Genomic DNA, 16925 nt, shown 5'->3' on the forward strand with positions numbered 1-16925 from the left:
TCTTCCATTCGACTACAATGAATAAAGAATGGAATCTGTTCCCACAAAGATAGAGAGGATGCATAATATGTTACGCGTGAACGAACTCATAGGAGGCTATCAAATACATAAGCCCGTTATCCATGATATCTCCTTCGATGTAAACCCACATGAAATCGTCGGGTTGATCGGGTTGAATGGAGCGGGGAAAAGCACGACCATTAAGCACATTTTGGGCCTGCTTACGCCTGCCTCCGGCGACATCGCGTTGGATGAGGTATCACTGGCACAAGATCCTGTCCGTTACCGATCCAAGATGGCCTATATTCCCGAAACACCGCAACTATATGATGAGCTTACGCTAATGGAGCATTTGGAATTAACAGCGCAAGCATACCAAATTGATCAAAAAACCTTTGAAGAGCGGATCGGACCACTCTTGGAAACGTTTCGCATGCAAAAGCAAGCAAAGTGGTTTCCTACCGTCTTTTCCAAGGGCATGCAGCAAAAGGTGATGATCTTGTGTGCGTTCTTGGTTCAGCCTTCACTTCTCATTGCAGATGAACCCTTTGTTGGATTGGACCCTCTCGCCACGCAAGCATTACTGGATCACTTCACCGACATGAAAAGCCAAGGGTCAGGGATTTTACTCTCTACTCATATTCTCGCAACGGCAGAGAAATATTGTGATCGCTTTGTCATTTTGCACGATGGACATATTCAACTTCACGGCACACTCGCCCAAATGCGCACACAAGCTAATTTATCAGGAGCTAGCCTTGATGACCTATTTCTATATGCGACAAAGGGTGAGAAGAAGCTATGAATATTGCTACATTATTTCGAGATCGGCTTTCAGATGCATGGGGCAAGCGATTGGGGTACTTCCGTTTAATCGCACAAGGAATGGGCGTTTTAATCCTTGGCTTGCTACTCTTATTCTCCCTTCCTGAGAAGCATCCCGTCCTCTATATACCCGATCTCTTTCCCAGTTTCATCTCTGTCCCTTTATTTTTAACGACACTTTTTTCGCTATGGCTTCTCTATGCACCTATCCGCACTTTTTTGCAAAAGCCAGACCTCTCCTTTTTATTGCCAGCAGAGGACCATATGCTACACTATTACCGCAGTAGCATTCGCTATAGTGCATTGTTTCAGATGATCGCAACCATCATTCTGTTTGCCCTTTTGTGGCCCTTATATTTGCTTCACATCGCAAATGATTGGTCCATCTGGCTTACTTTTGGATGGATGGTCGTATTAAAAGGGTGGAATATCATCTATCGTGGAGAATCTTTGATGCATGTGCAGTCGTCGATGTTCTCATTTCTCCAACGAGCAGGGATCAATGTACTCTTTACAACTGCTCTATTTTATCGACATAAATGGGTGCTCATTGCAGCGATCTTCCTCTTCGTTCTTCTAAACTGGCTGGAGGTAAAACGGAAAAGCAAACAGTTTCCATGGCGCACCCTTTTACAAAAAGAAGAGAAAGCCCAAGCACGCAACTACAGCATTGCCAATCTTTTTGTCGATATCCCACACGTTCATGCCAAAGTAAAAGAGCGCACCTGGCTCATTCTATTGTTACGGAGAATTCCACTCTTTAAGCGTCCCTATCTATACCTATACATCCGGACCTTCTTCCGCACCAACGAATTATGGGACATGTACGTGCGCTTACTGATTGTCTCCGCCTTGCTTTTATGGTGGATTGACCTTCCCTCTGTCGTTTTGGGAATCTATCTTGCCAGTATTTTCGCGACCAGTCTGCATGTACCTACCGTCATCCGTCCCCATCGCCAACAAATCATCATTCACCTGTATCCCATCCCAGTGGAAGAAAAAAGGAAGAGTTTTGCTTGGTTCAGCTTGGTTTTGATGGGTGCTCAATCGCTTGTATTATTAGGGTTGATTCTACTTAAGAATGAGCAGGCAGTCCTGCATACACTCGCTTTAGGCGGATGTGGTCTCGTGTTCAGCTATCTCCTCAGCTTCTATTGGCTTCCCAAGCGTCATATGGTTAAGTGACATAGTGAAGCCTCTTTCGATATGGCGTATGTCAGCCCCATTATAAGGAGCATAACGAAAGGAGCTCTCACTTATCGATCTTCTCATGCATAAGATTTTCACTTATAGAAAACCACCATGGTCTATACACATCCCCGAATGAAAACAACCAGCATGGGAGTTTCAGGTTCTCTCGTAGCGTGGTTGATGGGTGGCGGCATCTCCTTTCGTTCCATGATCCACGGCTCAGAGTCTCTCAAGGAGAAACCGCTCGCCCATCTTCCAATCACTCTTAGGGTGAGCTTTCACCCTTTATCAGAAGGTGGGTTTCTCTTTATAACGAAATATTATTTCACGAAGTGTAAACTTTCATAGAAAACTCCCATGGTTGGTGCCACAAGCCCCGGATGAAAGCTGACTACAGGGAATACCTGGTTCCCTCACATTGTCGTGGTAATACCAAGAACCTTTTTCCGAAGCGGTTGCAAGAGAACAGTGCCAGCACCCTGCACCCATCTTCCAACCATTCTCGGGAGAGCTTTCACCCTTATTTTCAAGGGGAATCATTTCCCTTCGTAACATTAGGCTTCACCAATATCTACTTCCATAGAAGCAATCACTCCACAACAAAGGAGACAAAACCATGAATAAACCTATCGCGCTCATCACCGGTGCTTCCAGTGGCTTTGGACTACTTACAAGCCTCGCTTTGGCGGAGCATGGCTACCATGTCATAGCGACCATGCGCGACACCAATCGTAGCCAAGTTTTACAGGAAGCCATCGCGGAAAGAAAACTGAAATCTATTGAAATTCAACCATTGGATGTAACCCAACCAGAGACCATCCACACGACCATTGACGAGGTTCTTCGCCAGTATGAAAAAATTGATGTCCTCATTAATAACGCTGGCTATGCCGAAACAGGTTATGCAGAAGAGGTTTCTGTCGAAGCCTTTCGCCGTCAATTTGAAACCAACTTCTTTGGTCTCATTGCCGTGACACAGGCCGTCCTCCCCTCCATGCGCCAACGCAAGAGTGGGAAAATTATCAACCTTAGCAGTGTGAGCGGACGCTTTGGCTTTCCCGGTTTTAGCCCCTACACTTCTTCAAAATTTGCCCTCGAAGGGTTTAGCGAAACGCTTCGGTTAGAATTGCTTCCCTACAACATTTATGTCTCCTTAATTGAACCGGGATCGTACAAAACAAATATCTGGGCAAAAAGTTTCGCCCAGATCGATGAAAGTAAGCCGGTCGTTTATCAAAAGGAAGTTGAGACCCTCATGAAGGAAGCCAAACAGATAGCCGAAACGGCGGCTGATCCTCAAGAAGTGGTCGATCTAATTATTAAAGTGACGGGACAAAAACGGCCTAAGCTCCGCTATCCCATTGGCAAAGAGGCAAGGATGGCCCTCAGATCCAAAGCCCTCCTTCCCTGGGAGTGGATCGAGCGTTATGTGGTGAAAAAGTTACTTTCAGATTAAATGACGCTTGGATGATATGTAGTCCTGCTCACTAGTCTCCTATTATGTCTAAATACAAAAACCCACCTAGGTTTTAATCTGTAACCTAGGTGGGTTTTTAGATTCTCTTTCACCAAACGGTCATTCTAAACGAGTCCCTATGAGCGATTTTCCAGCTCTGGAATAAGCGCGTGAGCCAAACGCCAGATATCGCCTGCTCCCATCGTCAGCACCAAGTCTCCTGCTTGAAGGATTTCGACTAGGTAATTCTTCGCATCCTCCTGTGTTTCACAGTAACGCACATGATCTTGACCGTTCTCCTTAATCAATTGAGTCAGTCTCTCTGCCGTTACGCCTTCAATCGGCTTCTCTCCTGCCGGTGAGTAAATACGCGTGATGACGACCTCATCTGCCTCCCCAAACGATTGACTAAATTCGTCCATCAATAGGTGCGTACGAGAATATCGTTGCGGTTGGAAAATCGTCACGATTCGTTTATTCATCGCCTTTACCCCTTGGATCGTCGCCTGAATTTCCGTAGGGTGATGTGCATAATCGTCCACGACCAAAATCTCATTCACTTCACCAATCACTTGAAAGCGACGTTTGGCCCCGCGAAAATGGGTAAGTGCTTCCGCTACTTGAGCAAACGGTAACCCGATCTCTAAACACACAATCACCGCAGCCAGCGCATTGGATACATTATGGCGTCCAGGAACATATAAGTGGATATCCCCAATGGCATCTCCCGCCTTCTCCACCGTAAACTCTACTTCCCGCTCATGTGCACGAATGTTGGTCGCTCGATAATCCGCCTCCTGATCCAAAGCAAAGGTGATCACATCGGCATCCACTTTATCCTTTAATTCACGCAGGTAAGGGTCGTCAACCGAGAGGATCGCTGAGCCTTGCTTTTGTATCTGGGACAAAAACTGTTTATAAGCATCCTTTAGTTTTTCAAAATCCCCTTCATAATTCTCCAAGTGATCCGGTTCAATATTGGTCACAATTCCTATGTAAGGAAAGTACTCGAGAAAGGTGCCATCACTCTCATCTGCTTCAGCTACCACATACTCACTTTGGCCAGCTTTGGCATTGCCATCCAGTCCAACCACTTCTCCTCCGATAATATAGGTAGGATCGGCTTCACACATTTCCATCGCTTGTGCGATCATCGACGAGGTAGTTGTTTTGCCATGCGCACCCGCCACGGCAATCCCTTTCTGATCATTTAGAAGAAGGGCTAACATCTCGGAGCGGTGCATGACCGTAATTCCTTGTTCACGTGCGGCTACCATCTCTACATTATGGGCAGGAATACTGGATGAGTAGACGACGCGGTCCACTCCTTCAATCCACTTTACATCATGACTATAATACACATCCGCTCCGCGAGCCGCCAAGCTTTCCGTCAGCTTATTCGCAGAAAGATCAGAGCCCGTCACCTGATACCCCATTTCTAACAATACGCGAGCAATGGCACTCATGCCATACCCACCAATTCCGATAAAATGAATATGTTCATTTGCTTTCATCAGACTCACTCCCTTTCAATATCTTTCACTCTTCTATTTAAGAATAGCTCTTACGTCAGAAACCAAATAAAGCGATCCCGTCACAACCAGCAGATCTTCTTTTCCCATCCCCTGCATGATCTGTCGCATACTTTCCTCATCACTTTTCATCACTTTAACGTCTAACTGAGGAGCAAGTGCTTCTACCTGGCGTGCCAATTCCGCTTGTGGCAAGGCGCGCGAATCATCCACCTCAGTAACAAATACACCGTCTGCCAACGGAAGAAGAGGCTTTAAAATTGCTTCCACCTCTTTATCCTTAAGGAAAGCCAGCATGAGATAAAGACGGTCGTAAGAGAAATGTTTTGAAATCGCTTGCGCTAGCGATTCTGCCCCTGCTTCATTATGAGCTCCATCGATAACACAGGTAGGATTCCTCGTGATGACTTCCAAGCGACCCGGCCATTTCGTTTCTGCCAATCCTTGGCGTACTTCCTCTTCTTCTAATACCGTCGCATAATATTGCCTCAGAACTTCTAGTGTCATTAACGCGGTTGCAGCATTCCTCACTTGATGGTCACCTAGCAAGGGAACTTTCACCTGCTCCACCGTACGGAATGGACTTGCAAATTGTAGCACGCCTTCGCTATCCTGCATATGAAAATCTTTGCCCCACTGATAAAGACGGCTTTTTTTCGTACGACAAGTTTCCTCTACCACAGCAAGTGCCGTCGTTTCCAAGGGGCCGACCACCACTGGTACGCCCGCTTTAATAATTCCTGCTTTTTCGCGTGCGATCAATTCCAGTGACTCACCCAAGTATTGGGTATGGTCCATTCCGATATGTGGAATGACCGACACCAAAGGATGAACCACATTGGTGGCATCCCAGCGTCCTCCAAGTCCGGTTTCCCACACGACAAACCAGGGACACGCTTCGTATACAAAGTAACAAATCGCAACCAACGTCCAAAATTCAAAAGGTGAGGGCCGCTCCCCCGTTTCCTCTTCTAATTGCCTCAGATAGGGCAGGAGGTGATTCGCCCATTTGACCAAAGATTCATCTGCTATGGGTTCTCCATCGACGACAATGCGGTCGCTCCAATGGGTAATGTAGGGAGAAGTAAACAATCCAACCGGATACCCGGCTTGCTGTAAGGAAGAGGCCACCATCGCTGCGGTGGAGCCTTTGCCATTGGTTCCGGCGATATGGATACACTTTAGTCGTCGCTCCGGATGACCCAGTGCTGTAAGTACGTTTTGCATACGATCCAAGCCCGGTTGGATCTTATTCTGGCAATACGAATCCATCCATTGAAATACATCCTCTGTGGAATGAAATGACTCGTGTGCTATCATGATTCGGCTCTCCTTTTCCATCACTTACACCTTTTTACGCATAGCAACGTTGCCTTCTCTACCAGAAGGCAACGCTTCTATGCTCTCCTTGCTATTTTTAACGTTTAAACGTGCTTTATGATTTCTGCAAGTCTTCCAATCTTGCGATCACTTTCTTGCGCATCTCTTGGTATTCTTCCCCTTTTCGCTTCTCTTCCTCAACGACATGCGCAGGTGCTTTCTTCACGAACCCTTCATTGGCTAATTTCTTCTCTACCCGCTCTACTTCTTTATCCAACTTCTTTTTCTCCGCCTGGAGACGTTCGATCGTCTGTTCAATATCGATCAACCCTTCCAGCGGGAGGAACACCTCAGCTCCTGCCACTACTGCACTCATCGCTCGTGCGGGTTGCTTTACATCCGTTCCAATCTCCAGCTTATTGGTGTTACACAAACGCTGGATCGCCTCTTGACTTCCTTTAATCGTATCCAAAGCAGTGGCATCCGTCTTAATCAGCAAATCCACTTTATGACCGGGCTCCACCTCTTCTTCTGCACGGATATTTCGTACCGACCGAATCAAGTCGATCAGTAGTTGCATATCCGACACGGCTTTGGGATAGGAGAAAGAATCATTTTTAACTGGCCATGGCGCGACGGTGATGCTTTCGCCTCCCTCGAGCGGCAGGTGTTGCCAAATCTCTTCTGTTACAAATGGCATAAAAGGATGAAGCAAACGAAGCGACTGGTCTAGCACATGCACCAACACGGCTCGTGTCTGATTTTTCGCCTCTTCATCCTCTCCATATAGAGGCAACTTGGCAAACTCAATGTACCAGTCACAAAGCTCATCCCAGATGAAGTTATATAAGAGACGTCCCACTTCCCCAAAGTCATAACGTTCCAAGAGGCGGGTAACATCCTCAATCGTCTCGTTCAGACGGTGTAGAATCCACCGATCCGCGGTAGACAACTGGTCCAGTTGTTCTTTATCCAATGTCAATCCCTCTGGTTTTACCCCTTCAAGATGCATCAGAGCAAAGCGGGAGGCATTCCAAATCTTATTGGAGAAATTTCGGGCTGCCTCTACGCGTTCCCAGCGGAAGCGCTGATCATTTCCTGGGGTACAACCAGTGGAAAGCATAAACCGCATCGCATCCACACCATACTGATCAATTACTTCCAGCGGATCCACGCCATTCCCCAATGACTTCGACATTTTCCGTCCTTCTGCATCACGAACCAAACCCGTAATGAGGACGTCAGCAAACGGCTTCTGCCCCGTAAACTCCAGTGAGGTGAAGATCATGCGTGCCACCCAGAAGTAGATGATATCATAGCCAGTAACCAACACATCTGTCGGGAAAAAGCGTTTCATATCCTCGCTCTCTGCCGGCCAGCCTAAGGTAGAAAAGGGCCACAATGCTGAGCTAAACCAGGTATCTAAAACATCGTCCTCTTGTCTGAGGTTTTCGCTTTGACAATGCGGACAGGTGGACGGATCTTCTCGTTCCACAATGACTTCCCCGCACCCTTCACAATACCAAGCCGGAATCCGGTGTCCCCACCACAATTGGCGAGATATACACCAGTCACGAATGTTTTCGATCCAGTGCAAGTAAATCTTCTCGAAGCGATCCGGTACAAACTGCGCGCCTTCTCCACTCTGGGTATCCGCAATCGCTTGTTCTGCCAATGGTTTCATGCTGACAAACCACTGTGTCGACAGGTAAGGTTCCACCACCGCACCTGAACGTTCACTGTGCCCCACAGAATGCATATGTTCTTCGATTTCGATTAGTACTCCCGATTCCTTCAGATCTTTGACAATCTTTTTCCGACAGTCAAAGCGGTCCATTCCTTGATAGGGACCCGCTTGGTCATTCATGACGCCACTTTCATCCATAATCAACACTTGAGCTAGCCCATGACGCTCCCCGATCTCAAAGTCATTGGGATCATGTGCTGGCGTAATTTTTACAGCCCCACTGCCAAACTCAGGATCGACGTGTTCATCCGCTACAATCGTAATTTCACGACCGATGATCGGCAAGACCGCTTTCTTACCAATGAGCCCTTGATATCGCTCATCCTCTGGATGAACGGCAATCCCCGTATCGCCCAACATCGTTTCGGGACGTGTGGTTGCCACCCGGATGGAGCCCGATCCATCTTGGAGTGGATATTCCATGTGGTAGAGTGCACCTTGCACATCTTTGTATATCACTTCGATGTCCGAAAGTGCCGTACGTGCTGCTGGGTCCCAGTTGATAATGTATTTCCCTCTATAAATGAGGCCCTTTTCATAAAGCCGCACAAACACTTCACGCACGGCCTTAGACAGCCCTTCATCCATCGTGAAACGTTCCCGCGAATAGTCCAATGAAAGGCCCATTTTCTTCCACTGATGATGGATCACTTCGGCATATTTCTCTTTCCATTCCCATACTTTCTCTAAAAATGCTTCACGCCCCAGATCATGGCGGGTAAGCCCTTCCTCGCGCAAACGTTGTTCCACTTTTGTCTGCGTGGCAATCCCCGCATGATCCGTCCCCGGTAGCCAGAGTGCATCATAGCCTTGCATTCTTTTAAATCGAATCAAGAGGTCCTGCAATGTATTGTTGAGGGCATGCCCAATATGCAAATTACCCGTTACATTGGGCGGAGGAATCACGATGGTATAAGGTGTTTTGTTCGGGTCTTGTCCCGCTTTGAAAAAACCTTTGGCCATCCAGTAATCGTACCACTTCTCCTCCGCTTTCTTCGGATCATAAGCAGAAGGCAATCCTGTATTTTCTACCATAATATTCATCTCCTTATCAGCATAAAAAAAGCCCTTTCATCCAAAGGACGAAAGAAGCATCTTCGCGGTACCACCTTTGTTCACGTATCTGCTTTTCGTCGATACGTGCCCTCCATCCTGTTAACGCAAGGAGGCGACCTGTCCTACTCCATCATTCAGACAGATAGCTCGAGGGGGACGGTTCATTGGGTTCAACTAAAGTGCTTTTCAGCCCTGAGCACTTCTCTCTGAAAGTGAAGGTCCAACTACTTTTCCCTGTCATCGCTTCTTTTCACTAATCCATGTCATGTTTTTCATATTGTACAATGGAAAAGACAACAGGTCAACTCGAGGCACCTGTTGTCTTTTCCCCAGTAGAGAGAGCCTAAGTTCTCTTCTACCTTGTTTCATATAACCCAGTCTTAATTCATCCCAAATGCTTTTTGAACACTATCATACATCAGTGGCGGATCGGCCAAGGTGGCCAACAAAAGCGTAGCACCCATCAATAGCAAACTTAGTAATAATAGAAAGAAAAAACCACGATACATGCTCTTCGCCATTGACTTCATCGCGCTCACAGGCAAAAACCTCCCTGTCTCAACACACAAGTCTCTTATCTATTCTGCTCTTTTCACTTACACTTGTCCAGTCTTTTTCCACACATTTTTCTTAAGCGATACAAATTCTTGAACTTAAATAAAAAAAAAGCTGGAAGAGAGAGCTTCTCCACCAGCCGAATCTTCTTTCTTAATCCTGGGGAGCATGAGGAAAAATCGGAAACTGCACCGACTCATCCAAAGGTCCCACTTCGTCCTCTAAATCCTCTTGAAAGCGATCCGGACGCTTCTTCTTCCCTTTTTTAAGCTCTATTTTTTCTCTTTTTTGCCATAATTGTTGAATAACTTGCTGGAATTGTTCCAACTGCTCAATCGCTCGTTCAAACTGGCGGACAGCATCGATTTCATTGGTGTTGGTTTCTTGTGTATAATACGCTTTCAATATTTGATAGGGGCGTAGAGGATAAGCCAGGTATACAGCTAACAGCTTCTCCTCGATGCGTTTTAGTGCAAATTCCTCTTCATAGTAGCCTAGATAGGTGGAAATCTCCTCATGATCTGGATCTCCAAACTGACGATAAAAAGTGGCAATATCCCGCACAGGCGAATCCACTACAGCCTGATCAAAATCAACCCAATACCATCCTTGTTCGCTCATCAAAAGTTTTCCAGGATGAGTACGTGCATGGCACAAGGTATACCGTGGTGCTTTCCCTCCTTGCGATTCTAGATATCGCTCAACCCCACGGATAGCGAAATCAAACGCCTTTTCGAGAAAGCCCGCCTGTTCCAGGAAAGACTGATCCATCGGGGAGGGAATATCACGCTCTTGCGCCAAATAGTACAGTTCAGCCGTTTTTGCTTTTCGATCCCTCCATCTTTCGATGAAAGGCTGATTCAGTTGGTTACGAAATTTCGTGTAATGATCTACCACCGGCTCTACCAAGCGATGAAATTGAGCCAATGATTGTAACAAAGCATCGCGAGGCGGTTCATAGATCGTATTCTCTTTCGACTCCACCCAAGGAGTGACATACCAATTCCCATTCTTCGTCATCACATACACTTCATCTGCCGGTGTCTTCACCCAAGGTAGTACATGTGCATATCCTTGTTCCCACGCGTGAGAGATTACATCGTGGAGCATCATCAATTTTTCTGCTGGTTGTTTGGTCCACTTCAGAGCGTATGTACCTTGACTGGTTTCTACGCGGAAGATTCTTTTAATCTGTGTTACTTTATGGGGTGCCCACCCGTACTCAGTAAATACTTGTTGTAATTCTTGGCGGTTAATGGTCTGCTGTTTCACCTTTCCTTCCCCCTCTGCAGGTAAACGGGGAGAGAGGATCGACCTTCTGTCCTATCCCCTCTCTCCTAAATCCTCCCCAATTGCTATCCTTCGCGTGGAATGTAAACCACCTGTCCTTCATCTAGACTGGAACTTTCCAGTCGATTTAACTGCTTAATTTTACTCGATGGCAAGTTATAACGATCGGCAATCGAATCTACCGAATCTTCTTTTTGCGCAATCACCATCCTCATGCGAACAAAACGCGGTTCGTCCTCGGAGACCAATCTTTTCGCCCAATCGGATGCTGAACGACTTTTTTCTTCTTTTTCTTCCTGCTCCTCATGAATCGACGCTTGCTCGGAATCATCCAATTCTCGTGTGAAAGATTTCGCTGGCGACAGACGTTCCTCTTCCGATGGTTGAGGATAGAGAGGATAGACATTGCTTTCTACATCTTTATTGTCATTTGTAGAGAATGATGCGTCCGTTGGATCTCCTTCATTTCTTTTTTCACTCCAACGTTGCCCTTCGTTAAAAGAATAAGCAGATTCTCCTTGATGCGATGCGAATTCATCTGTCTGCTGTTGAGATGTGGAATATTCTCTTTCATCCCGCGAAGAAAGGTCGTTGATCCGCTCCTCCTCCGCTTGTTCACGTTGCTGATAGGAGTATGCTTGCCTTTCTCTTTCTTGCTGTTCCTGTTCTCCATCATATCCATAAGGATTCCAACTGCTTGCCGAAGGGGAGTACCCGGCTGATGATGGATGATCACTGGAGGAAATTTGATAATCCTCATGTGTACCGTATTCTTGCGTTTCCCGATATTCTTCATGCGGTTGATGATACTCTTCACCCGTCTCAACGGATTGAATTTGTGACTCTGGATCGTACCCTTCTTCCACTGACTGCGATACCGATAACCCTTTCTCCTCTTGAGCCCCTGAAAACGATGCTTCGGGTAATTCTTCATAGGATGGTTCTTCTCTGTCTGCTGTCGATGCCTCATTCGAATCCTCAATCAGTCCGTCAATGGTAAGTAAAGCTTCGATTTGCAATTCAAATGGGGAAAGCACCTGATAATCGAATGCTTCCACTTCTGCCGCAAGTTGCTCCAAGTCCGCTTTGTCAGTGGGTAAGGAAATCTCAACTGGAATGACATAAGCAATCTCTTCTTGACTACTGGCACCCGTCTCTGACTGAACCTCTGACTCTGTCGGATTCATTTCGTTGCTGCGATAAGATCCATTGAGGCGTAAATAGCCATGGATTTTTAAGTGCGTATCCTGTTCTTCAATTTCGACATCAGGATAAAGGTCCAGTTCCAGGAGGGTATCCATCCCCGGTTGGTGGGGGTGAAGTCGCACTTTTTCGGAGATATCAAAACGTAGTTGTTTGTACTCGTTGCCCGCCACTGTGCTCCCTCCTCACTTCGAAATTTCATTCGAAAATCCGCTTCGCAAACATCAGAGATTTTCGACTGTACTGTATCTATATGCGTGCGATGAGCGGATATACCCTGTCCGAAGGGAAGCAGCCGATATGAAGATGCCTCAAGGTAGGTGCCTCATGAAAATAGACGGCACGTGCTCCTTCTGGAACAAAGGAAAAGTGTCAATATGTTTACAAGTCATTCTTATCGTCACATAAGTTATGCTATGATTAAGAAAGTAGAGAAAAAGAAGGGAGATAAGTAAATTCTATGCCCCCAAAAGAAGTTTTTACTCCAACAAGGAAGAGTGGAACATTGGTATTCTCTCTCTTAATCCTTTCTAGTATTGGCCTAGTCCTCATAACACTCAACCACTTCAATTCCTACATGTTACTCTTACTCATTCCCATCATCCTCTGTAATGGACTCTCTATATCGGCATTGCTTAAAACGACGTATCACTTAGCTGATCATGCACTCATCATTCGTATCGCCTTTCTAAAACGAGAAATCCCTTATCATACGATTAAATCGATGCAAGTTAACCCGATAATGATCAAACCTTTCGGACAAGCGTTAGAGATTTCTTATCTCAAGGATTATCCAAATCAAAAAGAGAAGAAGCATGTGATCCGTCTTCCACAAGAGATCGATCAATTCTTTTCCCAGTTACAAAGCAAAAACCCGGAGATTCGCCGTGAACCCTAGACGTACACAACATCGGCGCTTCTATTCTAAAATCACCCCATTCGAAGCCAAAAACCAAACAACTTCTTATCTCGCCAGAAAATGAAGACGATCTTATGTCTCTCTTGCTCGAAAAGAATCCTTCAATCGTACAAAAATAATTAGGAGGACCGATCCTGCCTCACAAAAAGACCCTCTCTTTCCTGAGAAGGTCTTTTTCTTTCCCTATTCGCTTTTCCTCTTGCCGTTTATAACTTGGCCATCGCCTGACGACTTGCTTCGATCGTCCGATCAATATCTTCGTCTGTATGAGCCGTCGAGACGAACATGCCCTCATATTGAGAGGGGGCAATGGAGATCCCCTGTTCCATCATATGCTTAAAGTAGGTAGCAAACTTCTTCGTATCTGCGTTCTTCGCCTGCTCATAAGAGTGTACCTCTTCATCTGTAAAGAAGAGACAGACCATCGATCCTACCCGGTTGATATGATGCGGAATACCTACTTCTAGCGCATTCTTTCGTAGTCCTTTTTCAAGACGCTCCGCCTTTTCTTCTAGCTGTTCATAAACACCAGGACGGTCTAGCTCTTCCAAGGTGGCATGACCTGCTGCCATCGCTAACGGATTACCAGACAAGGTTCCTGCTTGGTAAACCGGTCCTACTGGTGCCATCATCGCCATAATTTCCTGTTTGCCTCCATAAGCGCCAACAGGAAGTCCTCCGCCAATCACTTTACCAAATGTAGTTAAATCAGGAGTAACCCCATACAGCCCTTGCGCACAGTGCTTATCGACACGGAAACCTGTCATCACTTCATCAAAGATGAGGAGGGAATCGTAACGCGAGCAAATCGTTCTTACACCTTCTAAGAAACCAGGCTGTGGTGGCACAACACCCATATTTCCAGCAACCGGCTCGATAATGACAGCAGCTATATCATGACCGTACTTTTGGAAGGCCAGCTTCAAGCTTTCCAAGTCATTATACGGTACGGTTAAGGTATGCTGTCCCGTATTTTCTGGTACACCAGGACTATCCGGTAGTCCCAACGTGGCCACACCAGAGCCCGCTTTAATAAGAAGGCTATCGGAATGACCATGGTAACAGCCTTCAAATTTCAAGATTTTATTCCGCTTGGTGTACGCGCGTGCTAGTCGTAAGGCACTCATCGTGGCCTCGGTTCCCGAGTTAACCATCCGTACAACATCCACCGAGGCTACCCGTTCACTTACTTGATGGGCAATCTCCGTCTCGATCTCCGTTGGTGCACCAAAGCTTGTCCCTTTGGCTGCCATCGTCTGCACCGCATTCACCACTTTCGGATGAGCATGCCCCAAGATAAGCGGTCCCCAGGAGCAAACATAATCAATGTATTCGTTGCCGTCCACATCAAAGACACGCGAACCTTCGCCTCGTTCTATGTATACTGGGGTCATTCCCACCGACTTAAAAGCCCGAACGGGACTATTGACTCCCCCTGGAATCACTTGACACGCTTTTTCATAATTCAGCGCGGATTGTTTATATCCCTTATGCATGATTCTTCACCCCTTCTCTCGGTATTGTACCGCAAACAAACGGAAATCGTACACCGAAAAACAAGTGACATCTTTCATTACCATTTATCTACCCATTTCCTTTCTTATCTAAAATACAAAGAGGTGGATACACCACCCCCCTCTTTGTCCATCATTAACCTGATTCACCCTCTCCGAACCCGCGTGGTCCTCTCGCTCCCCGAGGACCACGAGGTCCACGAGATCCTGTCGCACCCGTAGGGCCGGTTGCTCCTGTCACGCTTAACTTTCCAATACTGAGGAGATATGCATCAATTTCACCCCCAAATACGGATTGGAAAGCACCTGGAGTTGTCGGAAGATCACTTGAAAAGGTAAACCCTGTCGCAAACAGTCGATTTTGAAATCCGACCGCTACTCCCCGTCCCGTATCTGCTAAGCTCCCACCAAAATAGGTAGAGTATAAAAGCCCCGTCCCAGCAAAACTGACTTGTGTCAAAAACGCGTCAGACAGTCCTCTCAGATTTCGCTGAAAGGCATCTGACGTAACGGGAAAGTCCATCGAAGTTGTCGTACCCACTACCCAAGGATTAAAGAAAGAATCCAATGCGATGGCATTTCCAAAGTCCCGTATATTCCCACCTAGGTAAGTAGAAAAAACAAGACCATTTCCTTGTGGGGTGAACTTTGTCACATATGCCTTGTTAAGCGCGGGAGCCAGCTGCGTTTGGAAAGCACCATTCGAAACAGGGAAGTCAGTCGAGCCCGTCTGGCCCGTCACATAAGCAGAACCAAAGGAGTCGATCGTTATAGCCGCTCCTTGTTCCAGGCTAGAGCTACTCTTCCCGCCCAGGTAGGTAGAATAAATAAGTGCGGAGCCTGCATCATTCAATTTCGTCACAAAGGCTTTTCCTAATCCACTATAAACCGTTTGAAAAGCACCGATCGTAACAGGAAAATTGCTTGATTCTGTATCTCCCACCACAAATGCTTGATTGGCAGAATCAACCGCAATTCCTCTCCCAAGATCTCGAGATTTCCCACCAAGATAAGTGGAGTAAACAAGCGAGGTACCCGTCGGGCTAAATTTCGTTACAAAGGCATTTATATCTACTGGTGGGATGGTCTGAAACGAACCAGAGGTAACAGGAAAATCAGTCGAAGAGGTATTTCCAGTGAGATAGGCAGATGTCGTGTCATCGAGAGCAATGCTAAGTCCCATATCATCTCTATTGCCACCAAAATAGGTAGAGTAGACGAGAGACGAACCATCCGGACTCAACTTCGTCACAAAGATATCTACCACCCCGCCAGCAAAGATAGATTGAAACGCATTTTTTATGGGGAAATTGGTCGAGCTCGTGATACCTGTTAGATAGGCATTCCCATCTGTATCAATCGCCACACTCGCTCCCTCATCCACATCTGATCCCCCAAGGAAAGTAGAGTAGACGAGTGAAGATCCATCCGAACTCAACTTCGTCACAAAAACATCAATCTGTCGACCAGATTGGGTCTGGAAAGATCCTGTAGTAATAGGGAAGTTGGTCGATTGAGTCGCCCCCACTACATAGGCTTGTTGCTTCGCATCCACGGTGATGCCTATACCAAAATCCTCATCATTCCCACCCAAATAGGAGGAATAAAGGACGACCAGTGGGTCAATAATCAGAGGCAAGCTCGAATCGTACTCCTCTAAAAGTTGATAACCAAACGTACCATCATCTCTTAGCTCAAATCGGGTGGGAATTTCTCGATCGCCTTGAAAGCTGACCGGCTGTTTCTCCACGAGGAGGAAAGAGAGCATATGCACCCACAACTCTCCTGATTCTCGAATATTCAGCTTGTTGTTGCCTTCATAAGTGAGCCGAATCTCTTTCGGATCAGCACCAGGATGTACGACAAATTCGTACTTCAATCCCTCTTTATGTTGATAAAAAACAGCATCGATACCCGGCCATACACCTAGATAGTGAGCATGTCCTCTCTCTTGGACCATTTGAATTTGAACATCTGGAAGCGCACGACAAAAAGACAACTTCACGCTACCAGTGTCTTCACCGTGAGGCTGTTTCTCAAAAAGCAACCCGTCTTTCTGATAAGTTAAGTGAAAAGAGTCTCTTTGGGGAAGGAGACCCTTCACGCTTTTGAGACTACCCATTTTATTTTGCACGATCAACCTACTCCCTTTAGTCCGCATAAGTATGGTATAAATTATGCTATGCTGTTAAAACCATACCTGTGCAGACAGGAAACAAACGTAGCTTTCGCACGCTGGACTGGTGGGGAATCAGGTAAAAACTAAATTCCATCTAATAGGATCGTCCCACATTTAATAATGAGAACGAACCATTCA

General features: G+C 46.4%; 12 protein-coding genes and 1 other annotated feature. Of the genes, 4 read left to right on the forward strand and 8 right to left on the reverse strand.

Going from position 1 to position 16925, the window contains the following annotated elements:
* Positions 1-58 precede the first annotated feature (58 nt).
* The 3 genes from AC6RGY_RS07270 (at position 59) to AC6RGY_RS07280 (ending at position 3472) form a co-directional block, all read left to right on the forward strand.
* Positions 59-805 (forward strand): ABC transporter ATP-binding protein, encoded by a 747-nt coding sequence (locus AC6RGY_RS07270; RefSeq protein WP_499861198.1) that lies wholly within the window; start codon positions 59-61, stop codon positions 803-805.
* Positions 802-2010, forward strand: coding sequence for an ABC transporter permease (locus tag AC6RGY_RS07275; protein WP_499861201.1), 1209 nt, complete (start codon positions 802-804; stop codon positions 2008-2010). The genes AC6RGY_RS07270 and AC6RGY_RS07275 overlap by 4 nt, the downstream gene beginning before the upstream one ends.
* A gap of 622 nt (positions 2011-2632) precedes the next feature.
* Positions 2633-3472 (forward strand): SDR family oxidoreductase, encoded by an 840-nt coding sequence (locus tag AC6RGY_RS07280; RefSeq protein WP_499861205.1) that lies wholly within the window; start codon positions 2633-2635, stop codon positions 3470-3472.
* Positions 3473-3609: 137 nt separating this feature from the next.
* On the opposite strand, the gene murC is transcribed toward AC6RGY_RS07280, so the two are convergent.
* The 6 genes from murC to AC6RGY_RS07310 form a co-directional block, all read right to left on the reverse strand.
* Positions 3610-4986, reverse strand: coding sequence for a UDP-N-acetylmuramate--L-alanine ligase (gene murC, locus AC6RGY_RS07285; RefSeq protein WP_499861209.1), 1377 nt, complete (start codon positions 4984-4986; stop codon positions 3610-3612).
* Positions 4987-5019: 33 nt separating this feature from the next.
* The gene (locus AC6RGY_RS07290) at positions 5020-6324 is read right to left on the reverse strand and encodes a bifunctional folylpolyglutamate synthase/dihydrofolate synthase (protein ID WP_499861214.1); all 1305 of its coding nucleotides are present in this window, start codon (positions 6322-6324) and stop codon (positions 5020-5022) included.
* A 115-nt stretch (positions 6325-6439) separates the two neighbouring features.
* On the reverse strand, positions 6440-9106 hold the full coding sequence (locus AC6RGY_RS07295) for a valine--tRNA ligase (protein WP_499861217.1): 2667 nt from the start codon (positions 9104-9106) through the stop codon (positions 6440-6442).
* Positions 9107-9146: 40 nt separating this feature from the next.
* Positions 9147-9377 (reverse strand) — a binding site (T-box leader).
* A gap of 130 nt (positions 9378-9507) precedes the next feature.
* Positions 9508-9666, reverse strand: coding sequence for a hypothetical protein (locus tag AC6RGY_RS07300; protein ID WP_499861220.1), 159 nt, complete (start codon positions 9664-9666; stop codon positions 9508-9510).
* 169 nt (positions 9667-9835) lie between these two features.
* Positions 9836-10954, reverse strand: coding sequence for a YutH/CotS family kinase-like spore coat protein (locus AC6RGY_RS07305; RefSeq protein ID WP_499861225.1), 1119 nt, complete (start codon positions 10952-10954; stop codon positions 9836-9838).
* Between the two features lie 83 nt (positions 10955-11037).
* Positions 11038-12348 (reverse strand): LysM peptidoglycan-binding domain-containing protein, encoded by a 1311-nt coding sequence (locus AC6RGY_RS07310; RefSeq protein WP_499861227.1) that lies wholly within the window; start codon positions 12346-12348, stop codon positions 11038-11040.
* 287 nt (positions 12349-12635) lie between these two features.
* On the opposite strand from AC6RGY_RS07310, the gene AC6RGY_RS07315 reads away from it, so the two are divergent.
* Positions 12636-13073: a PH domain-containing protein gene (locus AC6RGY_RS07315; protein ID WP_499861230.1), complete on the forward strand. Its 438-nt coding sequence runs from the start codon at positions 12636-12638 to the stop codon at positions 13071-13073.
* 227 nt (positions 13074-13300) lie between these two features.
* On the opposite strand, the gene hemL is transcribed toward AC6RGY_RS07315, so the two are convergent.
* Positions 13301-14590 carry a glutamate-1-semialdehyde 2,1-aminomutase gene (hemL, locus tag AC6RGY_RS07320; RefSeq protein WP_499861233.1) on the reverse strand — a complete coding sequence of 430 codons (1290 nt, stop codon included), beginning with the start codon at positions 14588-14590 and terminating at the stop codon, positions 13301-13303.
* A 154-nt stretch (positions 14591-14744) separates the two neighbouring features.
* A complete protein-coding gene (locus tag AC6RGY_RS07325) occupies positions 14745-16742 on the reverse strand; it encodes an SBBP repeat-containing protein (protein ID WP_499861235.1) in 1998 nt (665 codons plus the stop codon).
* Between the last annotated feature and the right edge of the window lie 183 nt (positions 16743-16925).

The sequence above is a fragment of the Mechercharimyces mesophilus genome (assembly GCF_059818345.1).